Source organism: Terrisporobacter othiniensis (genome assembly GCF_000808015.1).
GTDB lineage: Bacteria > Bacillota > Clostridia > Peptostreptococcales > Peptostreptococcaceae > Terrisporobacter > Terrisporobacter muris.
The window spans coordinates 32,506-57,882 of record NZ_JWHR01000038.1; the positions used below are offsets into that span (position 1 = coordinate 32,506).

Genomic DNA, 25,377 nt, shown 5'->3' on the forward strand with positions numbered 1-25,377 from the left:
AGAAACATAATACATATAATTTATTAAGTTTATAACAGGATATAATTTTAGTTCATATAAATAGGGGATAGAAAGGGGATTAATATGCAAAAATTTAATAATACATCTGAAATAGAACCTTTAAAAGATTTTTTAGGTCAAGACAGAGCAGTAACGGCTATGGAACTAGGTTTAAAAATAGATAATTCTGCTTACAACATATATGTAGCAGGTGACCCTGGAACAGGAAAAAGTACTTATACAATGAAAGTTTTAGAAGGGTACTCAAAGAAAAAAAATAATCATAAGGATTGGTGCTACGTATATAATTTTGATAATCCAAGAGAACCTATTGTAATAAGTTTAGAAAGAGGAATGGGGAAAATATTTAAAGATGATATAGAAGAAATGATAGATAAACTATTTGAAGAAATAAAGGAAGCTTTTGATAGTGAAGAATATGAGATAAATAAAAATACATTATTAGAGCAGTATGAGATGCAAAAAGAAGATTTAATTAAGCAGATAAAAACTTATGGAGAAGAAAAAGGATTTAAGCTTAAAAGTAGTAAAGTAGGAATGGTGTTTGTTCCACTAAATGAAAATTTTGAGGATGAAGTATCCTCAGAAGAGTTCTTTAAAATTAAAAAAGAATTAGAAAATATGGCAATAAAGGTAGTTTATCAGATAAGAGAAATTGAGGAAAATATAAAAACTATAATGATTGAGATAGAAGATGAAGTAGGTAAAATAGTTGTAGATCCACATATTGAGGAGTTAAAAGAGAAATATAAATCTTATGATAAAATTGTAGATTATATTGATAAAATAAGAGAAGATATACTTAAAAATTTAGAATTATTTTACTTAGATGATGATGAAATTAGAGAGTACTATAATAAGGATTGTTTTTTAAAATATGTAGTTAATTTGTTTGTAGATAATCAAAATAATAAGCATGCACCTATTATTGTTGAATCTAATCCAAGTCCATCAAATTTGTTTGGTAAGGTTGAGTATGATTATAATAGTGGGAATATAAAAACTGACTTTACAAAAGTTTTTTCAGGTTCTTTACAAAAAGCAAATGGTGGGTATTTAGTTCTATATGCACAACAACTTTTAGCTTACCCGCTATCATGGGAGCTTTTAAAAAGGACTATACAGTCACAAAAAATTCCAATGGAGACGAAAGTATCAATAGAGCCAGAAGAAATACCATTAAATGTTAAGATCATACTAATTGGAAGTAACTATATTTATGATGTGCTTTACAGATATGATAATGAATTTAGCAAATGCTTTAAGATATTTGTAGATTTTGATAATGAAATGAATAGAAACGAGGTTACAGAATATGGCATGGCTCAATTTATAGCATTTCAATGTGAAAAAAATAAGTTTAAGCATTTTACTTATGAGGCTGTAGAGGATATCATAAAACATAGCACTAGATTAGTAGGAAGTAAGAAAAAATTATCAACAGATTTTAATAAATTATTAGAAGTAATAACAGAGGCAGATATCTTTGCAAAATTAGAAGATAAAGAGTTTGTGGAAAAAGAGCATGTCAGAATAGCTATACTGGAAAGACGTAAGCGTTTGAATAAAATAGAAAATAAAATGGATGAATTTATTGAAGATAATACAATAATGATTGATACTGAAGGTAGTAGAGTTGGAATCATAAACGGACTATCAGTTCTTGGTATGGGAGAATACTCTTTTGGAAGACCATCGAGAATTAGTGTAACAACTAGTATGGGAAGTAAAGGAATAGTAAATATAGAGAGAGAAGTAAAAATGAGTGGACCTATACACAGCAAAGGTGTACTTATTTTGCAAGGATATTTAACGGAGCATTTTGCACAGGAATATCCTTTATCAATGAATGCGTATATTTGTTTCGAGCAAAACTATGGTGGTATAGATGGAGATAGCGCTACTTTAGCAGAATTATGTGCCTTGCTATCTTCATTAAGTGAAGTACCTATAAAACAAAATATAGCAGTGACAGGATCCTTAAATCAAAAAGGAGATATACAAGTTGTTGGAGGCATAACAGAAAAAATAGAAGGATTTTATAACGTGTGCAAGAAAAGAGGATTCAAAGATCAGGTTTATGGTGTGATTCTGCCAAAAGATAATATGGATAATTTAATACTTTCAGATGAAATGGAAAAAACAATAAAAGATGGAAACTTTAAAATTTATCCTGTGGGCAAAATAGAAGAGAGTATAGAAATTCTAATGGATAAAATGTTTGAAGATATTAAAATCTTGGTAAAAGAAAAATTAGATACTTATAATAAGTCAAGAGAATCAAAAAAGGAATAAAAATTGATATAATAAAAAGCAAGAACTTATTAAGTTTTTGCTTTTTTAATACAAAAAACCAAAAAATTGAGAATTATTACTTTGTTATAGATTGACTAAATTGATAGATAATAAAAGTAAAAGATAAATTAAGGGGGAAAATAAATGAAAGATGTAAATAAAATTTTAGACAAGCTAGAGGAACTTTATCCAGATGCTCATTGTGAATTAGAGTATACTACAGCTTTTGAGCTATTAATAGCTACTATATTGTCTGCACAGTGTACAGATGTTAGAGTTAATATGGTAACAAGAGAGTTGTTTAAGAAATACAATAAGCCTGAGGATTTTGCAAGCTTACCTGAAGAAGAAATAATGGAAGAAATAAAAACTTGCGGTCTTTATAAAAGTAAAGGTAAAAAGATTAAGGCCACATCAGAAATGATATGTAGAGATTACAATGGTGAAGTTCCAGATACTTTAGAAGAGTTAACAAAACTTCCTGGTGTTGGAAGAAAAACAGCAGATGTAGTACTAAGTAATGCATTTAACAAGGATGCAATAGCAGTAGATACACATGTTTTTAGAGTTGCAAATAGAATAGGTATTGTTAATACCAAAACTCCAGAAAAAACTGAGTTTGCTCTTATGGATGTTATACCAAAACACAGGTGGTCTCATTCTCACCATGTATTAATATTTCATGGAAGAAGAATGTGTAAGGCAAGAAAACCAGAGTGCGAGTTATGCCCAATAAAAGGTGATTGTGATTTTTATAAAGGAAAGGAATGATACTTTTGAGAAAGCTTAAGATTGCAATATTTTTATCATTATTAATTGTATCTTTAGGCAATGTAGTCTTAAGTAATGCAATTGAATTTGAAGGTAAAATAAACAAAAATATTTATGTTAGAGATATTAATTTGTCAAATTTAACAAAAAAAGAAGCTATGGAAAAAATAAATAAAGCACTTGATGAGAATAATTCCTTTTCATTAATTTTCGATGAAAAAGAATATAGTTTTTGCAAGAATGATGTAGGAACAAGCTATGATGTGGAAGAAGTAGTTGAAAAAGCATATAATATTGGCAGAGATAAAGGCATCATTGCAAATATGAAAACTAGAAGTAGTTTAGCCATGGGTAAGAAGGTAATACTAGATTATAGTATTACTTATGATGAAAAAAAATTAGATAAATATTTAAAAGAATTGAATAAAAAAATATATATAAAACCAACAAGTGCAACAATAAGAATAATAAATGGAAAAATAGTTATAACTAAAGAAAAAAATGGATATAAGTTAAATGAAGATGAATTAAAAAATACAATAATTAGAAAAATAAAAGACATGGATAATAAAGATGAAATCATACCTACTTTATCTGTTAAGCCATTTTATTCCTATAAAGAGTTAAGCAAAATTAATACTGTTTTAGGAAGTTTTGAGACTTATTTTAATGCAAATAATTATAATAGATTCAATAATATTAAGTTGGCAGCAAATGCAACAAGTAATATATTACTAGACAAAGGAGAAATATTTTCTTTTAATTCATGTATACAGAAATCTCATATAAATAAATATTTAAAAGAAGCTCCTGTAATAGTGAATGGAAAGCCAGAAAAGGGAATAGGCGGCGGTATGTGTCAAGTATCGAGCACTATTTATAACGCAGCTTTATATTCTGGTATGAAAATAATTAATGTAAGAAATCATTCAATACCGAGCCCTTATATTGAAATGGGGAGAGATGCAACTGTATCAGGTGGAACCATAGATTTAAAATTTTCCAATAAATTTGATAACCCTATTTTTATATATAATAGAATCGTAGGTAACAAGATAGTATGCACAATTTATGGAAATAAAAAAGATAATAAAGATATTGAAGTTATAACAGAAACTACAGATATACTTAATAATAGGATAATTAGAAGAAATAGTGAAAAATATGACCTGGGTGTAAAAACCATAGAACAGGAGGGTAGAAAAGGATATAAAGTTCAAACTTATAGAGTGTATAAAGATACTTTAGGTAAGGAAACTGAATATATAGGTCAAAGCTATTATCCTCCTCAAGATAAAATTATTATATATGGGACAAGAGAACTTAGGAAGTAAAGTATAAAAAAGCAACTTTAATTAGGATAGATTTCTGTTATAATGTACTTAGGAAAAAATTGAAGTTGCTTAAAATTAAGCAAAATTAATAAACTAGTTAATTTAAACGGAGGAGCGTTATGTCAATAAACGTAGTATTAGTAGAACCTGAAATACCTCAAAATACAGGTAATATAATAAGAACTTGCGCGAATACAGGTGCAACTTTACACTTAATAAGACCTCTAGGTTTTTCATTGGAAGATAAATATTTAAAAAGAAGTGGATTAGATTATTGGGATATATCGGATATAAAGTACTATGATAGCTTAGAAGAATTATTTGAAAAATATCCAGAAGGAAAGTACTTCTACTCTACAACAAAAACAAACCAGTCACATTCAGATATGAAATTTGAAGACGGTTGCTTTTTAGTATTCGGAAAAGAAACAAAAGGATTGCCAGAAACTTTATTAGCAGAAAATAAAGAAACATGTATGAGAATACCTATGGTAAAATTAGAAAAGGCTAGATCTTTAAATTTATCAAATTCAGTTGCAATAGTTGTTTATGAAGCTTTAAGACAAATTGGTTATCCAAATATGAGATAATTATAATGACAAAGAGAGGAGATTAACAGGATGAATGATATTAAAATAGTATGTGATAGTTTATCTGATGTTAACAAAGAATACTTAGAAAAGTATGACATAGATGTAGTGCCACTAACACTTATACTTAATGGAAAAGAATATAGAGATAGTATAGATATGAGACCTGAAGAATTTTATAAGATTTTAAGGGAGGAAAATGCATATCCAAAAACTTCACAAGCTACTTATGCTCAATTTAAAGAAGTTTTTGATAAATATACAAAAGAAGGAAAAACAATACTGTATATATCAGGATCGGCAGCAGCTACAGGTACATGCCAAAGTGCTGTAATGGCTAAAAATGATACTGAAGGAGAAATATATATATACGATAGTAATAATTTAACTTTTGGGGCAGGTTTCTTTGTCGTTAAAGCAGCTGAAATGATAAGTGAAGGTAAAAGCATAGATGAGGTATTTAAGGCTTTAGATGAAATTAAAGAAAAATATATTCTTATGTTTTCAGTAGATACTTTAGAATACCTTAAAAAAGGTGGAAGAATATCATCGACTAAAGCTACTGTAGGTAGTTTATTAAACATAAAACCTATATTAGAAGTTAAGGACGGACTAGTTTCTCAAGTAGGACAAGTAAGAGGAAAGAAGAATGTATTAAATAAAATGATTGAATACGTTAAAGAGAGATTAGGGGATGACTTAGAACAAGACGAAATTTACATAGGATACAGTGATGATGTAAAAGAAACAGAAAAGCTTACTGAAATTGCTAAAGAAGTTTTTAAACCTAAAAAGATAGGATATTTCGTAGTTGGAACTTGTATCGGAGCACATTCTGGTCCTGGTGTAGGTGGAATATTAGTGTTTAAAAAATAGATAAAATGAGGAGGTATTAATGACCTCTTTTTTTTATGTAATCTTCTGAAAAAAATGTATAAATATGTAAACAAATATTAATGATAATGTATGTTAAAGCATAAATATAAATATAAATTATAATATAGTATATCATAATTAGGAAAAATACTAAAATTTTGATGTAAAATGTAAAAAAAATTAAAAATAGTATAGATAAATTATAATAAATAGTATAAAATAAAAGACGAAACATATATAATTTTTAGGAGGAACTTATGAAATTAAAAAAATTAGTAGCTTTATCATTAACAATGATAATGTCTGTGGGTTTATTGGTTGGATGTGGATCTAATAAAGATGGAGCATCTGGTGACAAAGTAAAAATAGGTATGATAACTGATGTTGGTGGGGTAAATGATGAATCATTTAACCAATCTTCATGGGAAGGTTTACAAGCAGTTCAAAAAGAACTTGGAAAAGATAAAATAGATGTTCAAGTTTTAGAATCAACTCAAGATGCTGATTATGATTCAAACATAGATCAATTTATAGACCAAGAAATGGATTTAATAATAGGTGTTGGATACAAATTAGAAAAAGCTATAGCTAAAGCGGCTAAAGCTTATCCAGAACAACAATTTGCAATAGTAGATCATGCTTACGAAACACAACCTAAAAACGTAACTTCTTTATTATTTGAAGATAATGCATCAGCGTACTTAACAGGATTAATAGCTGGTAGAATGACTAAAACTAATAAAGTTGGTTTCATAGGTGGTATGGAAGGTGTAGTTATATCTAAATTCGAAAATGGATTTAAAGCTGGTGCTAAAGATGCTAACCCAGATGTAGAAGTATCAGTACAATATGCAAACAGCTTTTCTGATCAAGCTCTAGGAAAATCTATAGCTAATCAAATGATTAAGAATGGTGTAGACGTAGTGTTCCCAGCTGCAGGTGCTGTTGGAACTGGTGCTATAGAAGCAGTTAAAGAAAATGATAAAATGGCTATAGGTGTTGATAGAGACCAAAATAGTTTAGCTCCAGATCACGTAATAACTTCAGCTATGAAAAACATAGATGTTGCTGTTGGTAACTTAGCAAAAGCTTTTGTTGATGGTTCTTATAAATCAGGTGAAGTTATAATAGGTTCATTAGCAACTGGAGGTGTTGGTATAGCTCCAACTTCAGAAAAAAATGTTCCAGCTGATATATTAGAGTATGTTGAAGCTCAAACTAAAGAAATAATTGACGGAAAAATAAAAGTTCCAGCAACTGATGACGAATACAAAGAATTATACGAAAAATAAAAATAATAGAGTATAAATTCTTAAAATACATATTCCACCAAAGAATATATATTCTATGGTGGAATATTTTTTGCTAGTTTACTTAAGATAAATAAATAATATAATACATATAATAAATTTATGACAAATACTAATAAATGTTGGCAAATAAGTATAGATAATGATATAATTGTTAAGTTAAATAATGTATACTAATTACAATATAGTAGCTAAATGATACACTAATAGCCAATGTAAAAGGTTTAAAATCATATAATATCTTATCTAATAAATATGAAATCTACAAAATTTAATTTAGGTTAACAAATAGATTATATGATTTATGGATAATATATAAATATATTATCCGTTTTTTATTTTGAAAAATATGGTCAGACAAGGAGGAGAAAAATAGCTATGAACAACAATAGCATCGACTACAGTCAAAAAGTTGTTGAAATGAAAAATATAACGAAGAAATTCGGCAACTTTACAGCAAATAACAACATTAATTTGACTGTACATAAAGGAGAAGTACATGCGCTTTTAGGAGAAAATGGAGCAGGTAAATCTACTCTTATGAATATATTATATGGACTTTATAACCCTACATCAGGAGAAATTTATATTAATGGAGAATTAGTAGACATAAGCAATCCAAATGTAGCTATATCAAAAGGAATAGGGATGGTTCATCAACATTTTATGCTTGTTCAGCCATTTACAGTAGCTGAAAATATAGTACTAGGTACAGAACCAACAAAAAATGGTGGTGCTCTAGATATGAAAAAGGCCATAGATGATGTTAAAGAAATATCATCAAAATATGGATTATTCGTTGATCCTATGGCTAAAGTTGAAGATATAACAGTAGGTATGCAACAAAGGGTTGAGATATTAAAGGCATTATATAGAGGTGCACAAACTTTAATTCTTGATGAACCTACAGCTGTTTTAACTCCACAAGAAATAACGGAACTTATTAATATAATTAGAAACTTAACAAAAGAAGGTAAGTCGGTAATAATAATTACTCATAAACTTAAAGAAATAAAATCAATAGCTGATCATTGTACTGTAATTAGAAGAGGTAGATACATAGATACGGTAAAAGTATCAGATGTAACTGAGAACGACTTGGCAGAGATGATGGTAGGTAGAGAAGTTAATTTCAAAGTTGACAAAAAAGAGGCAAGACCAACTAAAACAGTATTATCAATTAAAGATTTAATAGTAAAAGATAACAGAAAAATAAAAGTTGTTGATGGATTATCTTTAGAAGTTAGGGCTGGTGAAATACTTGGAATTGCAGGGATTGATGGTAATGGACAATCAGAATTAGTTGAAGCTCTTACTGGTCTTAGAAAAGTTGAATCCGGCCTTATAGACATAAATGGACAAAATGTAGTAAACAATAAACCTAAGCAAATTTTCAAAAAAGGAATAAAAAATATTCCAGAAGATAGACAAAAAAGAGGGCTTGTTTTAGATTATACAGTTGCAGAAAATGTTGTTTTGCAAAATTACAAAGAAAATAAATATTCTAGAAATGGAATATTAAATACAGAAGCAATTAATAAAAAAGCTGAAGAAATAATTGAAAGATTTGACGTTAGACCAAACGATCTTAATGCCAAAGCAAGAGGATTATCTGGTGGTAACCAACAAAAAGTAATCATAGGTAGAGAAGTAACAAACATAGAAGCATCTAGAGAAAACAGTCATGAGCCACAATTATTAATAGCTACTCAACCGACAAGAGGATTAGACGTAGGTGCTATAGAGTTCGTTCATAAGTCATTAGTTGCTCAAAGAGATGCAGGAAACGGAGTTCTTTTAGTATCTTTAGAACTTGATGAGGTTATGAATGTTTCAGATAGAATAGCAGTTATATACGAAGGAAAAATAGTTGGCATATTAGATGCAAAAGATGCAGATGAAAATACACTTGGAATGATGATGGCAGGAGGTGACTGTAATGGAAAATAATTTAAAGGTTAAGAAAAAATCTTTTATAGATGATGCTGTTAAGTTTTCATTATTATCAATCCTTCTAGGATTACTTGTCGGGGCAATAGTTCTTGTTATTTCAGGAAACAGTCCAATAAAAGCTTATGGAGCTATGATAGAAGGTATATTTGGAAAACCTAAATATATAGCATGGACTATAATAAAGGCTACACCATATATTCTTACTGGTCTTTCGATAGCATTTGCCTTTAAAACAGGACTATTTAACATAGGAGCAGAAGGTCAATTTATAATAGGGGCATTAGTTGCAACATTAGTAGGATATAGTATTCAATTACCAGCTATAATTCATATTCCATTAACAATGATTTTAGCAGGACTTGCAGGTGGGCTTTGGGGTTCAATAGCAGGTTTCCTAAAATCTAAATTTGGAATAAATGAAGTTATAGCAACAATAATGTTAAACTGGATTGCTTTTTATTTAAGTAACTTTATGGTATCAAATTCATTTATATCGGTAGAAAACAGTGAAGCATCAGTAAATATACAAGAGAGTGCAAGTATAGGTATAGACTGGCTAAAAGGTTTAGTTGGACCGGCTACGTCTGTTAACTGGGGTATAATTATATCTATAATATTAGTATTTGTAATATGGTTTGTATTAACAAAAACTACTTTAGGATTCGAACTTAGAGCGGTTGGTCACAATAAAGATGCAGCAGAATATGCAGGTATAGATGTTGGTAAATCAATATTAAAATCAATGGCTATAGCAGGTTTATTAGCTGGTGTTGCTGGAGCAATACAAGTTATGGGTGTAACTCATAATATAACAGTCCTTGCAGCGCAAGAAGGATATGGATTTGACGGTATAGCTGTTGCATTAATAGCAAATAGTAACCCAATAGGAGTTATATTCTCAGGATTATTATTCGGTGCATTCAAATATGGTGGAATAAAAATGCAATCTGTTGGAGCACCATCAGAAGTAATAAACATAGTTATAGGTTCAATAGTATTCTTTATAGCATTAAGTAATGGATTAAGAATGTTATATTTAAAAATGAAAGAAAAAAGAACAAAAGGGGGTAACGCATAATGCAAGATTTAGCGATTATAATTAGTACAACATTAATGTATTCAACTCCCCTTATATATACTGCATTAGGAGGAGTATTTTCTGAAAACTCAGGTATAGTTAACATAGGTCTTGAAGGAATGATGACAATAGGAGCCTTTGCAGCAGCAGCAGCAGGTGTTTTAACAGGGAACCCATGGTTAGCTTTCTTAATCGGTGGATTAGCTGGAGCATTCTTTGCTTTGATACATGCAACTGCAACAGTTAAATTTAATGCAGATCATACAATATCAGGTGTTGCAATAAATTTATTAGCACCAGGTTTTGCATTATTTTTAGCTAAAATAATGTTTGATGGAGCAACTACTACTCCGACAATACCAATGGAAAATAAGATACCTAGAATATTTAATGGAACATTCCCAGCAGGTAGTGTACTAGATACAATATTTAATAACTATGCAACTGTATACTTAGCATTTATATTAGTTATAGTAGCGTATTACATTTTATATAAAACAAAGTTCGGTCTTAGAATAAGATCTGTTGGCGAACATCCAGGAGCTGCAGATACATTAGGAATAAATGTTTCTAAAGTAAGATATAGCGGTGTTTTAATATCTGGATTCTTAGCAGGGCTTGGTGGAGCATCAATGTCTCTTGCTTTAGTTTCTTCGTTCAGACCTACGTTAGTATCAGGACAAGGATATATAGCTATGGCAGCTGTTATATTCGGAAAATGGAGACCTCAATGGGCAGCGCTTGCTTGTTTATTATTTGGTTTCTCAACAGCGTTATCTGTATACTTCGGAAGTCCAACATTACCATTTACAATAAATGAAAACTTATTATCTATGATACCTTATGTTGTAACATTAATAATATTAATATTATTTGTTAAGAGTTCTAAGGCTCCTTCAGCTTTAGGTAATCCTTATAAAAAAGGTGAGAGATAATTAATAAAAAGCTATGAAAATTAAATTTTTCATAGCTTTTTTATTTTGTAAAATAAAAAATAATTTACTATGTAAAATTTTTATAGAGTATAAAAATATAATATTACAAACAATGTAATAAAATATTATAGAAAACTTAGCGCAATTATAATAGATAAAACTTTAGTATATAGGTAACAGTAAATTTGAATTTAAAAGAACTAGTAACAGTGGTGACCATGTTCTAAAGTCCTATATCAAGACTAAAATAAGCTTAATGTAATTGGAATAGGAAAAATCAATGACATACTTGATGACCAAGATATAACCGAATACTGTACATCTATATGTAGTATATTTGAATTTATAAAAGACATTATAAGATAATATGGCTTTTTATTTTTATATAAAAATATATTTAATTTGAACTTATAAAAATTAAAAAAATGTTTAATAATATAACTATCGGTAAAGTTATAAATAATTTATCGGGGTAAAGTAATTAAAAATATAATATGAATAAGAAGCAATGTATTAAACTAGAATAAGTTTCCTTGAATTATTTGGAAGGGGTGATACAATGACAGATAAAAAAATGCAAATAAGTTTTTTACCCCAGGATATAGAGCTAATAAGAGGTTTTTTACATGGAAAGGATTACTCTAATATAATAAGTTATGATAAGACTTTAGATAGTATATATGTAGATATGTATGAAATAAAAGATTGTGATACACTTTGCTCTGGTATTGCTGATTTAATGATAGGTTTAATAAAAGAAAGAAATCTAAAAGATTACATATGGAAGACTTACACTAATATAAATGAAGAGGATAAAAAAAGTGTATATATAGAAGCTGTAAGTCTATTTGATAAAAAAGAAGATTTTATAAAAGAAACTATATATAGTAAAGTAAGTGAATTTATTATAGAAAATAATGGCTTAAATTTAGAGGGATTCTTAAAATTTAGAATGAAAGATTTTATTAGTTATATTTCTATACTAAGTGATATTGCATTAGAAGAGCATCTTATTAAGAGAGATAAAAAGGAATTTCTAGATTCATTAAAATATTTTATCGATATACAAGAAGAAAAAATGGGATTATTGCGAATAACAATAATGAAAGATGGTCGTTTTATATTAAGTGATGAAAATGGAAATGAAATTGAAAATCTTAATAATGAAGAAATTATTAGTCTTGCTCTTGAAGAAGATTTAAATAATGAGGATATTCTAATAAGTGCAATAATGACATTATGTCCTAAAAAAATAGAAATACTTGATAATTCAAATAATAAAAAGTCAAAAGATATTATAGAAATTGTTAATTTATTATTTGAAGGAAAGGTAACGGTAATATATAGTAATTAATTATTATATTATATTATGGTTGAATGATAAATATCTATCTGATATAATTAAAATTAATTAAAAATAGTGCAATGAAGAGACTAAGTAGAATAGATTAATTATTTTACAGAGAAGATGAGCCTTGGCTGTGAGCTCGTCGAAAATAATCCTATTTGAAAACTAACTTGGAGCAGAATTTAGTAGCATTTTGTATGTGAAAGTATTCGGTTGACTACCTTATAGTCATCAAGAGGATATATATTTACTATATATCAACTTGGGTGGAACCACGACATATAACTCGTCCCAAATTTTATGGGATGAGTTTTTTTATTGTAATAATATAAATTTTATAGGAGGCATAATTATGATTAAAGTTACATTAAAAGACGGATCAGTAAAGGAATTTGAAAATGAGCTTTCTGTCTTAGAAATTGCAAAATCAATAAGTGAAGGTTTAGCAAGAGCAGTTGTTGCAGCGTCTGTTAATGAGGAGGTAGTAGGTCTTGACTATGTGGTTAAAGAAGACTGTACATTAAACTTATTCAAATTTGATGATATAGAAGGAAAAGATGTTTTTAGACATACTTCTGCACATATGTTAGCGCAAGCTATAAAAAGATTGTATCCAGAAGCTAAATTTGCTATAGGACCAAGTATAGAAAATGGTTTCTACTATGATATAGATTTAGAACAAAGATTAACTATGGATGATCTTGCAAAGCTTGAAGCTGAAATGAAGAAAATAGCTAAAGAAGATCAAAAACTTGAAAGATTTGAATTATCAAAAGAAGAAGCTTTAGCTTGGGCAAAAGAAAATGGTGAAATATACAAAGAAGAATTAATAAATGATCTACCAGAAGGTGAAATAATATCATTCTACAAACAAGGTGATTTCACTGATTTATGTAGAGGACCACACTTATTATCTACTAAAAAAGTAAAAGCTGTTAAATTACTTAGTGTAGCAGGTGCTTACTGGCGTGGAGATGAAAAAAATAAAATGCTTCAAAGAATTTATGGTATATCTTTTGAAAAGAATAAAGATTTAGAAGAATACCTACATTTATTAGAAGAAGCTAAGAAAAGAGATCATAGAAAATTAGGTAAAGAATTAGATTTATTTTTTATACCAGAAGAAGGACCTGGATTCCCTCTATTCTTACCAAAAGGTATGGAATTAAAAAATGCTTTATTAAAATATTGGAGAGAAATACATAGACAAGATGGATATGTGGAAATAGAAACTCCTATTATATTAAATAGACACTTATGGGAGACTTCAGGGCACTGGTACCACTATAAAGAAAATATGTACACAGTTCAAATAGATGAACAAGATTTTGCTATAAAACCAATGAACTGTCCAGGCGGTATGTTATTCTATCAAGCAAAACCACATTCTTATAGAGATTTCCCTATGAGAGTTGCTGAACTTGGTAGAGTTCATAGACATGAGTTATCAGGAGCTTTACATGGTCTTATGAGAGTTAGAGCTTTCACTCAAGATGATGCACATATATTCATGTTACCAGAACAAATAAAAGATGAAATAAAAGGTGTTGTAAAACTAATAGACAGTGTATATAAAACATTTGGATTTGAATATCACTTAGAATTATCTACTAGACCAGAAGATTCTATGGGTACTGATGAAGAGTGGGAAACTGCTGAAAATGGTTTAAGAGAAGCTTTAGAAGAATTAAACTTACCTTATGTACTAAATGAAGGTGATGGAGCATTCTATGGACCAAAAATCGACTTCCACTTAAAAGATTGTTTAGGAAGAACATGGCAATGTGGTACTATTCAATTAGATATGCAATTACCTCAAAGGTTTGATATATCATACGTTGGACAAGACGGAGAAAAACATAGACCTGTTATGATACACAGAGTTGCTCTTGGAAGTATAGAAAGATTTATAGGAATATTAATAGAGCAATATGCTGGTAAATTCCCTGTATGGTTAGCTCCAACTCAAGTTAAAATATTACCTATATCAGACAAATACATGGATTATGCAAATGAAGTTAAAAAAGCTTTATTTGATGCAGGTGTAAGAGTTGAAATGGATGATAGAGCAGAAAAGATAGGATTCAAAATAAGAGAAGCACAACTTCAAAAAGTACCTTACATGTTAGTTGTAGGTGAAAAAGAAGCTGCAGAAAACCAAGTTGCTGTAAGATCAAGAGATAAAGGTGAAATGGGAAGTATGAGCTTAAATGATTTTGTATCAATGGTAGTAAAAGAAGACGAAGAAAGAGTTAATATAGTTCAAGAATAATTCATAAAATTATAGATGAAAATAACCTAGGATTTAAATCCTAGGTTATTTTTTTAACAAGGCTCTTTTTGGATTAATGACTGTAATTCTTCTAAAGTCATAGTTTCTTTATCATGTAGATAATTAGCAACTATGTGTAAATCATTGATATTTTCTTTCATTAGTTTTAGAGTTTCTTTGTAACAATCTGAAACGATTGCATTAGCTTCTTTCTGTACTTGCTGTGACATAAAAGATTTTGAATTACCTTCTATTGTCATAAATCCTAATTTACTCATACCATATTCGCAAACCATTTGATCTGCAATGTCAGTAACTTTCTTTAAGTCATCTTTAGCGCCAGTAGAAAGGTGGTTGAATATGATTTCTTCTGCAGCTTTTCCAGCCAGTAATATTTTTATTTTGCCTATTAACTCTTCTTTTGTATAAATGTATCTATCTTCATCAGGAAGTTGAAGCACATATCCTAAGGCTTCGCCACGAGGAACAATAGATATTTTCTGTATAGGACAAATATTTATAATATTACTTACTATTGCATGGCCAGCTTCATGGTAAGATACGATTTTCTTTTCTTTTGCTATTAAGACTGAATTTTTTTGTTCTATACCAGCAATTACTCTTTCTAGAGCTTTATCAAAGTGATATGAAGTAATTTCACTGCTATTGTCTCTTACTGCAAATATGGCAGCTTCATTAGCGATGTTTGCTAAATGAGCACCATTAAAACCATGAGTTTTACGAGCTAATAATTTTAAGTCAACTTCTTTATGCAATGGCTTGTTATTTGTATGAACTTTTAAGATTTCATATCTACTATTATAGTTAGGTGAATTAATACGTATATGTCTGTCGAATCGTCCAGGTCTTAATAAAGCTTCATCTAATAAATCTAGTCGATTTGTTGCACCAACTATTATGATATTATCATCTTTATTAAATCCATCCATTTCTACAAGTAGTTGATTTAATGTTTGATCTTTTTCGTTATTGCTTTCTGAGTGTCTTCTAGCGCCTATGGCATCAATTTCATCGATAAATATGATGCTAGGAGCTTCTTTTCTAGCTTTTTCAAAGAGAGTTCGAACTCTTTTAGCCCCTACTCCAACATATTTTTCAACGAACTCAGATCCAGTTACATTAAAGAATGATGAATCTGTTTCTCCAGCAACAGCGGATGCTAGTAGGGTTTTTCCTGTACCAGGAGGACCATAAAATAGTATTCCTTTTGGGATTTTTGCACCCATTTTTATGTATTTGTCGGGAGACTTCATAAAGTCAACTACTTCAAATAGCTCTTCTTTTACTTCATCAAGTCCTGCCACATCTCTAAATGTCGTTTTGGGTTTACTGCTATTATGATCCTCAGTGCAGTTTTCTTTTTCCAGTTTTGTCTGAGCAAATACAGGAACTGGATTGTTAATTTTTTTCAAAAAGTTATTTATAATATTCATTGTTAAGCACCTCTGATGGATATAATTATTACTTACTTTATATTTTCCAAAGTTGTAAAAATTTATTAGGAAAATTAAAAAAATAAACTTTTACATTAAAGAGTATTGTCATAAAAGGCAGCTTAAAAACAGAAAAACTATAATTTTAAAAAATAGAAAATATTTTATAGAAAAGTAGTTGACAAATAGCTCGAATGAGCGTATATTATATGGAGTAGCAATTGTGACTACAAAAAATAATTAGTAAAACAAGAAGAAGTCCGTTTCTCGCCTTACGCCACGGGTTAGTAAGGTTAATATAAGTTTAGTTTATGTGTATTCACAAACTAAGTGCAATTTTGACTTATATAGCGGATGATATTCAATCATTCGCTTTTTATTTTATATAAAATAATTTGGAGGTGTCCTACCATTAGTAAAGAATTAACATTGAATGACCAAATAAGAGATAAGGAATTAAGAATTCTATCTGAAACAGGAGAGCAATTAGGTATAATGTCTTCTAAAGAAGCTCTAGCTATAGCGGCTAGTAAGAATTTAGATTTAGTAAAGATTTCACCAAATGCTAAGCCACCTGTTTGTAAAATAATGGACTATGGGAAGTACAAATACGAGCAATCTAGAAAAGAAAAAGAAGCTAGAAAAAATCAAAAGACAATAACAGTTAAAGAAATAAGACTTAGACCAGGTATTGAGGCTAATGATTTAAATACAAAAGCAAATAATGCTATTAAATTCCTTAAAAAAGGAGACAAAGTTAAAGTTGAACTTCGTTTTAGAGGAAGAGAACTAGGACATAAAGATATCGGTAAAGAAGTAATGATTAAATTTATTGATATAGTTAAAGAGTTTGGAGAACCAACAAAGGCCCCTGCATTTGAAGGGAACAGCATGGTTGTAATTATAGATCCAAAAAAATAGATGATTAACTGAGAGGAGGAATTTATCATGCCAAAAATGAAAACTCATAGAGGAGCAGCTAAAAGATTCAAGAAAACTGGAAGCGGAAAATTAAAGAGAGCTAAGGCTTTCAAAAGTCATATATTAACAAAAAAATCACCTAAGACTAAAATGAACTTAAGACAATCTGCTATAGTTAGCAAAGGTGATGCTGAAAGAATAGCACAATTATTACCATACTAAGAAGTAATTGACTAAACTTAAGTAATAGAATCGAAAATAAAAGACAACACACATAAGAATAAAGGAGGTCATGAACATGGCAAGAGTAAAAAAAGCAATGAACGCTCGTAAGAAGCATAAAAAAGTGTTAAAACTTGCAAAAGGATTCAGAGGATCTAGAAGCAAATTATATAGACCAGCAAACAATTTCGTAATGAAAGCATTAAAAAATGCTTATATAGGTAGAAAGTTAAAGAAGAGAGACTTCAGAAAACTTTGGATACAAAGAATAAATGCAGCTGCTAGAATGAATGGAATATCTTATTCAAGACTAATGAATGGATTAAAATTAGCAGGTGTTGAAGTTAACAGAAAAATGTTATCTGAAATGGCAATAAATGATCCACAAGGATTTGCTAAATTAGTAGAAGTTGCTAAAGCTAAATTAGCTTAATAACTTCATATAATAAGAATTAAAGCATCTATAAAAGACAATAGTCGTTTATGGATGCTTTTTTGTATAGATGCTATAAATTACTACAATAATAAGATAAAGAATTAAAAATAATTAACATATAATATCTATATTAATATAGTATAATGTTGTTATTGAAGATTAACTATTTTATAATATTGTATAGCTTAAAATTATATATAAAGGAGGGGTAGACAGAATTGAAAACCATGTTGAAAAAACTGCTTTTAAAAACAAATGCTATGAAGCCGGCGCAAGTAATGGTTATAGGATTTGGAGTAGTTATATTATTTGGTGGACTGATATTAAATTTACCCATAGCTACTAAAGATGGAGAAAGTGTTGGATTTTTAAATGCTTTGTTTACAGCAACTTCTGCTGTATGTGTCACAGGACTAGTTGTAGTAGATACAAGTACTTATTGGAATGAATTTGGCCAATTTGTTATTATAACTTTGATTCAAATTGGTGGGTTAGGGTTCATGACGATGGCTACAATGTTCTCTTTATTAACAGGTAAGAAAATAAATTTAAGAGAAAGATTATTAATACAAGAATCGCTGAATCAAAAGGATTTATCAGGTCTTGTAAAACTTACTAGATACATAATTATGATGACATTTGCCATTGAAGGTATAGGTGCATTATTGTTATCTATGGTATTTATACCTGAATTAGGTTTACTTAAAGGGATATGGTATAGTATATTTCATGCTATATCAGCTTTTTGTAACGCAGGATTTGATTTAATGGGATCTATAACGGGCGAATACTCGTCTTTAATGTGTTTTGTTAGTAATACATTAATAAATTTTGTTATTTGTGGATTAATTATACTTGGAGGAATAGGGTTCCCGGTTTTATTAGATGTAATAAATAATAAAAAATATTCAAAACTAAATGTACATTCAAAATTAGTTATAAACACAAGTGCAATACTTATTATTATAGGTTTTTTATTCATATTTATTGCTGAATTTGATAATGCAGGTAGTTTAGGTGGACTTAGTATGAAGGAAAAATTATTATCCTCATTATTCCAATCAGTTACACTTAGAACGGCAGGATATACTACGATAGATTTAACTTTATTAAAAGAAAGTACACTTTTCCTAATGATAATTTTAATGCTTATAGGTGCATCGCCAGCATCTACAGGTGGAGGTCTTAAGACAACTACTGTTGCCACATTGTTTTTAACAGTAAAATCATTTATTTTAGGAAAAGAAGATATAGAAGTTTATCAAAGAAGAATAAGTAGTACAACTGTTAGAAAGTCATTAGGTATTTTCTTTATAGGGGTATTTATAGCACTATTTGGAACTTTAATACTTTCTATTGTGAATCCAGAATTTACATTACTAGAATGTAGTTTTGAAGTAATATCAGCATTCGCAACAGTAGGCCTAAGTATAGGTGGTACACCTTCGTTAACAGCTATTGGAAAAATCCTAATAATGATATTAATGTTCTTAGGTAGAGTAGGTTCTCTTACTATTTTCATTGCATTACTTTCTAGAAATAATAGAATAAAATCTAAAATTAGATATGCAGAAGGAAAGATAATCGTAGGATAACAATTATAAGTTTGAAAGGATGAAAAGCAAATGAAACAATATATAGTTATAGGGTGTGGAAGATTTGGTTCATCTCTTGCCACAACCATGAATTTACTAGGTCATCAAGTAATGGCTATAGATAAAAGTGAAGAAATAATTCAAAATTTATCAGATAAAGTTACTCATGTGGCAGCAGTAGATGTTACAGACGAATATGCTTTAAGATCTTTAGGATTAGGAAATTTTGATGTGGCAATAATAGCAATAGGATCTGACATAAGAGCATCTATAATGGCTACTCTTATAGCTAAAGAAATGGGTGTAGAGCAAGTAGTATGTAAGGCTAAGGATGAATTACAAGCAAAAGTTTTATATAAAATAGGCGCAGATAGAGTTGTATTCCCAGAAAGAGATATGGGTATAAGAGTAGCTCATAACTTAGTTTCAGATAATATATTGGATCATATAGAATTAGATCCAGAGTACTCTATAATGGAAATTGTAACACCTAATAAATGGGTTGGTAAAACATTAGTGGAATTAGATTTAAGAGCTAAATATGAAATTACTATTTTAGCAATTAAAAATGGAGATAAAATAAATGTTATTCCTTCACCAGAAGAACAGCTACAAGAAAATAGTATTTTAGTAGTAATAGGTAAAAATAGCAATATAAGCGCTATTGTTACAAAAGATAAAAATTCAAAATAGGAGAACATAAAATGCCTATAAACATAAGTAGTAAAGATAATGAAAAAGTTAAATATACCAAATCATTATTAAAAAGTAAAAATAGACAAAAAGAGTCAAAATATATAATAGAAGGTTATAGAATTTTAACTTTAGCAATAGAATGTAATACAGACTTAGATTATGTATTTATAAATGAAACTTTTGAAGAAAAAGAAGAGCATAAAAACTTTTTAAATATATTAGAAGATAATAATATAAAAGTGTTTAAAACTACTAATAAAATATTTAAGGAATTAGTAGATACAGAGAATACACAAGGTATTTTGGGTGTAATTAGGTTTAAAGAGAAAAAAATTGAACATAATATTAATCAAGAAGATAAATTTGTGTTAATATTGGATAGAATACAAGACCCAGGTAATATGGGAACAATAATAAGAACAGCAGATGCAGCAGGTGTAGATGCTATAATTGCATTAAAAGGCTGTGTAGATATATATAATCCAAAAGTAATTAGATCAACTATGGGTTCCATTTTTGACATGAATATCATACACTGTACTCAAGAAGAATGTTTACAGGAGTTAAAATCTAATAACTTTAAAATAGTATCTAGTTATCTTAATACTGACAATTACTATCATGAAACAAAATATCATGATAGAACAGCTTTAGTAATAGGTAATGAAGCTAATGGAGTTAATAATGACTTGATAGAAGCATCAGATATATTAGTCAAAATACCTATTTATGGCAATGCTGAATCTTTAAATGCAGCTATATCTTCAGCTATATTAATGTACGAAATTAAAAAATATTTAAGCTAATATGTTGAAAATACAATATTATGTATGTTATAATTGAACAAAAACTATATACAAAAAAGCTATGATAGAGAAAAGTATTATAATTTAACTTAGGAAAGAGAAAAATACATTTGCTGTGAGTATTTACTAAGTATTTATAAGAAGTTCACTCTGGAGCATTAAAGCTGAACAGAAATCAGTAGGCTTTAACGTTGAACGCGTTAAGTTTGTTTGAGTGGTTTATTAATATTTTTATTATATTATTAAACTACTAGGGTGGTACCGCGAATTACAGTCTTTCGTCCCTAGATAGGGATGAAGGGCTTTTTTTATTACTTATTTTTAAATTAAATATCATGAAAGGGTGAAAAAAAGTGAAAGAACAATTAATAAGCTTAAAAGAAAGAGCTTTAAGTGAAATTAAAGTATCTTCTTCAATGGAAGAGTTAGATAGCCTTAGAGTAAAGTACTCTGGGAAAAAAGGCGAACTTACTGCAATATTAAAAGGCATGGGTAAATTATCTGCTGAGGAAAGACCGGAAATAGGGAAAATAGCCAATGAAGTAAGAGAAGCTATAGAAAATGAAATAAACATAAAAAAAGAAGAAATTAAGAAAATAGAGTTAAACAAAAAGTTAGCTGAAGAAGTAATAGATGTTACTATGCCAGGAAAAACTTTTAAAGTTGGAAAAAGACATCCAATAACTCAAATAATAGATGAAGTAACTGAAATATTTATGGGAATAGGATTCTCTGTGGCAGAAGGTCCAGAAGTTGAGACAGTTGAAAATAACTTCGATGCACTAAATGCTCCTAAGAATCATCCATCAAGAGATATGTCAGATACATTCTACTTCAATGATGAATTATTACTTAGAACTCAAACATCTCCAGTTCAAGTTAGAACAATGAAAAATGAAGAATTGCCAATAAGAATAATATCTCCAGGTAGATGTTTTAGAAACGACTCATTAGACGCAACACATTCACCAATGTTCCACCAAATAGAAGGGTTAGTAGTTGGTAAAGATATAACTATGGCTCAATTTAAAGGAACTTTAGAATTATTTGTTAAGAAGTTATTTGGAGAAAATACAAGAACTAAATTTAGACCACATAACTTCCCATTCACTGAGCCAAGTGCAGAAATAGATGTTACTTGTTTCAAATGTGGAGGAGAAGGATGTCCAATGTGTAAAGGTGAAGGTTGGATAGAAATACTTGGTTCAGGTATGGTTCATCCAAACGTACTTAGAAATTGTGGAATAGATCCAGAAGTTTATAGTGGATTTGCTTTCGGTATGGGTGTTGAAAGACTTGCAATGCTTAAATACGAAATAGATGATATAAGACTATTAGTTGAAAATGATATGAGATTTTTAGATCAATTCTAATAAAAGGAGGAAGAAAAAATGTTAGTACCTGTAAAATGGATAAGAGATTACGTTAATATAGATATGGATACAGTTGAATTTGCTGATAAAATGACTATGACTGGAACAAAAGTTGAAACAATAGAATTTTTAGGCAAAGAAATAAGTAATGTTGTAGTAGGTCAAATAAAAGAAATAACACAACATCCAAATGCTGATAAGCTTGTAGTTTGTCAAGTAAATGTGGGTGAAGAAGAGCTTGTACAAATTTGTACGGGAGCTAAAAATGTTTCTGAAGGTGACTATATACCAGTTGCCAAAGTTAACTCTACATTACCTGGAGGAATAAAAATCAAAAAGGGTAAATTAAGAGGAGAAGCATCTCACGGGATGTTATGTGGCGCTGAAGAACTAGGAATAGATGAAAACTTTGTGAATGAAAGAAGTAAAGGTGGAATATATATCTTAAATGATATGGAAAACTTAGTGATAGGGCAAGATATAAAAGAATTCCTAGGATTAAATGATGCAGTAATAGACTTTGAATTAACTGCAAATAGACCAGATTGTAGATCAATGATAGGTATAGCTAGAGAAGCAGCAGTTACTATAGGAGAAAAAATAAACTACCCAGAGATAGAAGTCAAAGCTTGTGATGAAGATATAGACTTTGAAGTAAAAGTTGAAAGTCCAGAGCTTTGCCCAAGATACGGAGCAAGAATAGTAAAAGATGTTAAAATAGGGCCATCACCATACTGGATGCAAAGAAGACTTATAGAAGCTGGTGTTAGGCCAATAAATAATATAGTTGATATAACAAACTTCGTAATGTTAGAACAAGGTCAGCCATTACATGCATTTGACTTAAATGAACTTACAACTGGAAAAATAGTTGTAAGAAATGCAGTAGAAGGTGAAAAATTCACTACTTTAGATGAAGTCGAAAGAACTCTAGATAAAGATATGCTTGTTATAACTGATGGAGAAAAACCAGTTGCTATAGCAGGGGTAATGGGTGGTTTAAACTCAGGAATAAAAGATGATACTACAGCGGTATTATTTGAAGGAGCAGCATTCAATGCAGATAGCATAAGAGCTACTTCTAAAAAATTAGGTCTTAGAACAGAAGCATCTGGAAGATATGAAAAAGGTGTTTGTACAGAACTTTCAATAACAGGTGTTGAAAGAGCTTGCCAATTAGTAGAAATGTTAGGTGCTGGTAGAGTTTTAAGAGGAACTGTGGAAGATTATCCAGTTAAACAAGAAGCTCAAACTTTAACTGTTAATCCATCAAGAATAATAAAAAATATAGGAATAGATCTATCATTAGACGGATTTGTAAAAATATTAGAAGACTTAGAATTCAAATGTGATTTAAAATCTGCTGATGAAGTAGTGATAGAAGTTCCAACATTTAGATTAGATATAGAGCAAGAAGCTGATATATATGAAGAAATAGCTAGAATATATGGATTTGAGAATATACCATCTGAGCAATTAGAAGGAAATGCAACAGCTGGTGTTAAAACTCCACAGCAAAAATTCATGGATAAAATAAAAGATACTGCTACAAGTATAGGGTTATATGAAATATTAACATACTCATTTGTAAGTCCAAAAACTTTAGATAAAATAAAATTACCTGCAGATGATAAGAAAAGAGATTATATTACATTAATTAACCCACTTGGAGAAGACACATCAGTTATGAGAACTACAATGATGCCAAGTATGTTAAATGTATTATATACAAATATATCTCGTAAAGTTGAAAGTGGTTTAGCATTTGAATGTGGTCATACATTTACTCCACAAGAAGGATTACCAATAGAAACTAATCACTTATGTGTAGGTATGTACGGTAAAGATGTAGACTTCTTCGTGTTAAAAGGTGCACTGGAAACAATATTAGATGCTGTAGGATTCCAAAACTACGAAATAATACCAGAAACTAATAATACTACATTCCATCCAGGAAGATGTGCTACAATAAAGTATAATAATATATATATAGGTACTTTCGGAGAAGTTCATCCAGAGGTTATAGATAACTACAACTTAGGACAAAGAGTATATCTTGCTGAGTTAGATTTAGATTTAATATTTGAAAACTCAGATAGAACTATAATATACAATCCATTGCCAAAATATCCATCAACTTCTAGAGATATAGCTCTTTTAGTTAAAGATGATGTTATAGTAAAACAAATAGAAGATATAATAAAATCTAATGGAGAAGATATATTAGAGAGTTATAAATTATTCGATGTATATAAAGGTTCACAAATAGCTGACGGATATAAATCAATAGCATACTCTATAATATATAGAAGTAAAGATAAAACTCTAACAGATGAGGATGTAAATAAAGTACACCATAATATAATAAGAGAGTTAGAAGAAAAGCTAGATGCTAAATTAAGATCAAACTAACTCATCTTTGATAGGGGGATTAGTGAGATGAATAAGGTAGTTGTGAGGATTTTGGGTTCTGAATATAATATTGTTGGTAAAAATCCAGAACAGATGAAAAATGTAGCAAGGTACGTAGATGGAGAAATGAATAAGATTAAAGAAGGCAATCCAAAACTAAGTTCACTTGCTACAACTATAGTTGCATGTTTAAATATTGCTAATGAGTTATTTGATTGTTGCCACGAAAATGAAGAACTACACAATGAGGTTGAATCATTAAAAGAAGGAATGAGTAGACCGAATGAAGAAGTTCAAGGAGAAGTTCAAAAGGTTATTAACGAATTAGAGCAAAAAGATCTAGAGATAATAGACAAAGATTATCGAATAGAAGAACTTGATGAACAAATGAAAAAACAAAATGAAAAAATAGAAAATCTAAGCAAATCTACTGAAGAAATGAAGTTAGAACTAGAAAAATATATAGCTGAAATTAAAAGTTTAAAAGAAGAAGCTGAAGAAGCTAAACAAAGAGCGAAAGCAGCAGAAAGTATAGCATCACAGTGGCAAAATAAAGCTTATGATTTTCAGTTAAAATATGCAGAACTAGAAAATCAGTTGAAAAATAGAAAAAGTACTCTATAAAGAAAATAATGGGGGTGTTTCAAAGGATTATAAACTTTTGAAACACCCTTTTGAC

21 protein-coding genes and 2 other annotated features are annotated in these 25,377 nt (G+C 29.4%); of the genes, 20 read left to right on the forward strand and 1 reads right to left on the reverse strand.

Features of this window, described 5'->3' with window-relative positions:
• Positions 1 to 84: 84 nt before the first annotated feature.
• From QX51_RS03215 to thrS, 11 genes are all read left to right on the forward strand, one after another.
• Positions 85 to 2,316, forward strand: coding sequence for a Lon protease family protein (locus tag QX51_RS03215; RefSeq protein ID WP_052232857.1), 2,232 nt, complete (start codon positions 85 to 87; stop codon positions 2,314 to 2,316).
• Between the two features lie 144 nt (positions 2,317 to 2,460).
• Positions 2,461 to 3,087 carry an endonuclease III gene (gene nth, locus QX51_RS03220; protein WP_039678471.1) on the forward strand — a complete coding sequence of 209 codons (627 nt, stop codon included), beginning with the start codon at positions 2,461 to 2,463 and terminating at the stop codon, positions 3,085 to 3,087.
• 5 nt (positions 3,088 to 3,092) lie between these two features.
• The gene (locus tag QX51_RS03225) at positions 3,093 to 4,421 is read left to right on the forward strand and encodes a VanW family protein (protein ID WP_161791894.1); all 1,329 of its coding nucleotides are present in this window, start codon (positions 3,093 to 3,095) and stop codon (positions 4,419 to 4,421) included.
• A 119-nt stretch (positions 4,422 to 4,540) separates the two neighbouring features.
• Positions 4,541 to 5,011 (forward strand): tRNA (uridine(34)/cytosine(34)/5-carboxymethylaminomethyluridine(34)-2'-O)-methyltransferase TrmL, encoded by a 471-nt coding sequence (trmL, locus tag QX51_RS03230; RefSeq protein WP_039678473.1) that lies wholly within the window; start codon positions 4,541 to 4,543, stop codon positions 5,009 to 5,011.
• 30 nt (positions 5,012 to 5,041) lie between these two features.
• Positions 5,042 to 5,887 carry a DegV family protein gene (locus tag QX51_RS03235; RefSeq protein WP_039678474.1) on the forward strand — a complete coding sequence of 282 codons (846 nt, stop codon included), beginning with the start codon at positions 5,042 to 5,044 and terminating at the stop codon, positions 5,885 to 5,887.
• A gap of 257 nt (positions 5,888 to 6,144) precedes the next feature.
• Positions 6,145 to 7,179 (forward strand): BMP family lipoprotein, encoded by a 1,035-nt coding sequence (locus QX51_RS03240; protein WP_039678475.1) that lies wholly within the window; start codon positions 6,145 to 6,147, stop codon positions 7,177 to 7,179.
• A gap of 396 nt (positions 7,180 to 7,575) precedes the next feature.
• Positions 7,576 to 9,147, forward strand: coding sequence for an ABC transporter ATP-binding protein (locus QX51_RS03245; RefSeq protein WP_039678476.1), 1,572 nt, complete (start codon positions 7,576 to 7,578; stop codon positions 9,145 to 9,147).
• Entirely contained in the window at positions 9,137 to 10,228 is a 1,092-nt protein-coding gene (locus tag QX51_RS03250; protein ID WP_039678477.1) for an ABC transporter permease, read from the forward strand. Before QX51_RS03245 ends, QX51_RS03250 begins: the two co-directional genes overlap by 11 nt.
• On the forward strand, positions 10,228 to 11,163 hold the full coding sequence (locus QX51_RS03255) for an ABC transporter permease (RefSeq protein ID WP_039678478.1): 936 nt from the start codon (positions 10,228 to 10,230) through the stop codon (positions 11,161 to 11,163). The genes QX51_RS03250 and QX51_RS03255 overlap by 1 nt, the downstream gene beginning before the upstream one ends.
• Before the next feature lie 559 nt (positions 11,164 to 11,722).
• Positions 11,723 to 12,517: a sporulation protein YtxC gene (gene ytxC / locus QX51_RS03260; RefSeq protein WP_039678479.1), complete on the forward strand. Its 795-nt coding sequence runs from the start codon at positions 11,723 to 11,725 to the stop codon at positions 12,515 to 12,517.
• Positions 12,518 to 12,579: 62 nt separating this feature from the next.
• Positions 12,580 to 12,808 (forward strand) — a binding site (T-box leader).
• Between the two features lie 55 nt (positions 12,809 to 12,863).
• Positions 12,864 to 14,783, forward strand: coding sequence for a threonine--tRNA ligase (gene thrS / locus QX51_RS03265; RefSeq protein ID WP_039678480.1), 1,920 nt, complete (start codon positions 12,864 to 12,866; stop codon positions 14,781 to 14,783).
• A 53-nt stretch (positions 14,784 to 14,836) separates the two neighbouring features.
• Here the strand turns inward: thrS and QX51_RS03270 are convergent, their stop codons facing one another.
• On the reverse strand, positions 14,837 to 16,237 hold the full coding sequence (locus QX51_RS03270) for an ATP-dependent metallopeptidase FtsH/Yme1/Tma family protein (protein ID WP_039678481.1): 1,401 nt from the start codon (positions 16,235 to 16,237) through the stop codon (positions 14,837 to 14,839).
• A gap of 429 nt (positions 16,238 to 16,666) precedes the next feature.
• Between QX51_RS03270 and infC the strand changes: the two genes are divergently transcribed.
• The 9 genes from infC to zapA all read left to right on the forward strand — a co-directional run bounded on the left by infC (position 16,667) and on the right by zapA (position 25,322).
• Positions 16,667 to 17,158, forward strand: coding sequence for a translation initiation factor IF-3 (gene infC, locus QX51_RS03275; RefSeq protein ID WP_330376031.1), 492 nt, complete (start codon positions 16,667 to 16,669; stop codon positions 17,156 to 17,158).
• 27 nt (positions 17,159 to 17,185) lie between these two features.
• Positions 17,186 to 17,380 carry a 50S ribosomal protein L35 gene (gene rpmI / locus QX51_RS03280; RefSeq protein WP_039678482.1) on the forward strand — a complete coding sequence of 65 codons (195 nt, stop codon included), beginning with the start codon at positions 17,186 to 17,188 and terminating at the stop codon, positions 17,378 to 17,380.
• A 76-nt stretch (positions 17,381 to 17,456) separates the two neighbouring features.
• Entirely contained in the window at positions 17,457 to 17,813 is a 357-nt protein-coding gene (gene rplT / locus QX51_RS03285; RefSeq protein ID WP_018592042.1) for a 50S ribosomal protein L20, read from the forward strand.
• A gap of 230 nt (positions 17,814 to 18,043) precedes the next feature.
• Positions 18,044 to 19,411, forward strand: a complete 1,368-nt coding sequence (locus QX51_RS03290) for a TrkH family potassium uptake protein (protein WP_039678483.1) — start codon at positions 18,044 to 18,046, stop codon at positions 19,409 to 19,411.
• 30 nt (positions 19,412 to 19,441) lie between these two features.
• The gene (locus tag QX51_RS03295) at positions 19,442 to 20,104 is read left to right on the forward strand and encodes a potassium channel family protein (RefSeq protein ID WP_039678484.1); all 663 of its coding nucleotides are present in this window, start codon (positions 19,442 to 19,444) and stop codon (positions 20,102 to 20,104) included.
• A gap of 11 nt (positions 20,105 to 20,115) precedes the next feature.
• Positions 20,116 to 20,913 (forward strand): TrmH family RNA methyltransferase, encoded by a 798-nt coding sequence (locus QX51_RS03300; protein WP_079764746.1) that lies wholly within the window; start codon positions 20,116 to 20,118, stop codon positions 20,911 to 20,913.
• A gap of 52 nt (positions 20,914 to 20,965) precedes the next feature.
• Positions 20,966 to 21,202: a binding site (T-box leader), on the forward strand.
• Between the two features lie 64 nt (positions 21,203 to 21,266).
• On the forward strand, positions 21,267 to 22,286 hold the full coding sequence (pheS, locus tag QX51_RS03305; protein WP_039678485.1) for a phenylalanine--tRNA ligase subunit alpha: 1,020 nt from the start codon (positions 21,267 to 21,269) through the stop codon (positions 22,284 to 22,286).
• 18 nt (positions 22,287 to 22,304) lie between these two features.
• Positions 22,305 to 24,698 (forward strand): phenylalanine--tRNA ligase subunit beta, encoded by a 2,394-nt coding sequence (pheT, locus tag QX51_RS03310; RefSeq protein WP_039678486.1) that lies wholly within the window; start codon positions 22,305 to 22,307, stop codon positions 24,696 to 24,698.
• A gap of 27 nt (positions 24,699 to 24,725) precedes the next feature.
• A complete protein-coding gene (gene zapA / locus QX51_RS03315) occupies positions 24,726 to 25,322 on the forward strand; it encodes a cell division protein ZapA (RefSeq protein ID WP_039678487.1) in 597 nt (198 codons plus the stop codon).
• Positions 25,323 to 25,377: the final 55 nt, after the last annotated feature.

Excerpts from the sequence above, each read along its gene's own strand:
- pheT (WP_039678486.1), top strand. The coding sequence starts at position 22,305 with ATGTTAGTACCTGTAAAATGGATAAGAGATTACGTTAATATAGATATG.
- QX51_RS03300 (WP_079764746.1), top strand. The coding sequence starts at position 20,116 with ATGCCTATAAACATAAGTAGTAAAGATAATGAAAAAGTTAAATATACC.
- QX51_RS03245 (WP_039678476.1), top strand. The coding sequence starts at position 7,576 with ATGAACAACAATAGCATCGACTACAGTCAAAAAGTTGTTGAAATGAAA.
- nth (WP_039678471.1), top strand. The coding sequence starts at position 2,461 with ATGAAAGATGTAAATAAAATTTTAGACAAGCTAGAGGAACTTTATCCA.
- QX51_RS03215 (WP_052232857.1), top strand. The coding sequence starts at position 85 with ATGCAAAAATTTAATAATACATCTGAAATAGAACCTTTAAAAGATTTT.
- thrS (WP_039678480.1), top strand. The coding sequence starts at position 12,864 with ATGATTAAAGTTACATTAAAAGACGGATCAGTAAAGGAATTTGAAAAT.
- QX51_RS03255 (WP_039678478.1), top strand. The coding sequence starts at position 10,228 with ATGCAAGATTTAGCGATTATAATTAGTACAACATTAATGTATTCAACT.
- rpmI (WP_039678482.1), top strand. The coding sequence starts at position 17,186 with ATGCCAAAAATGAAAACTCATAGAGGAGCAGCTAAAAGATTCAAGAAA.
- QX51_RS03250 (WP_039678477.1), top strand. The coding sequence starts at position 9,137 with ATGGAAAATAATTTAAAGGTTAAGAAAAAATCTTTTATAGATGATGCT.
- trmL (WP_039678473.1), top strand. The coding sequence starts at position 4,541 with ATGTCAATAAACGTAGTATTAGTAGAACCTGAAATACCTCAAAATACA.
- QX51_RS03235 (WP_039678474.1), top strand. The coding sequence starts at position 5,042 with ATGAATGATATTAAAATAGTATGTGATAGTTTATCTGATGTTAACAAA.
- rplT (WP_018592042.1), top strand. The coding sequence starts at position 17,457 with ATGGCAAGAGTAAAAAAAGCAATGAACGCTCGTAAGAAGCATAAAAAA.
- QX51_RS03240 (WP_039678475.1), top strand. The coding sequence starts at position 6,145 with ATGAAATTAAAAAAATTAGTAGCTTTATCATTAACAATGATAATGTCT.
- QX51_RS03270 (WP_039678481.1), bottom strand. The coding sequence starts at position 16,237 with ATGAATATTATAAATAACTTTTTGAAAAAAATTAACAATCCAGTTCCT.
- QX51_RS03295 (WP_039678484.1), top strand. The coding sequence starts at position 19,442 with ATGAAACAATATATAGTTATAGGGTGTGGAAGATTTGGTTCATCTCTT.
- zapA (WP_039678487.1), top strand. The coding sequence starts at position 24,726 with ATGAATAAGGTAGTTGTGAGGATTTTGGGTTCTGAATATAATATTGTT.
- ytxC (WP_039678479.1), top strand. The coding sequence starts at position 11,723 with ATGACAGATAAAAAAATGCAAATAAGTTTTTTACCCCAGGATATAGAG.
- QX51_RS03290 (WP_039678483.1), top strand. The coding sequence starts at position 18,044 with ATGTTGAAAAAACTGCTTTTAAAAACAAATGCTATGAAGCCGGCGCAA.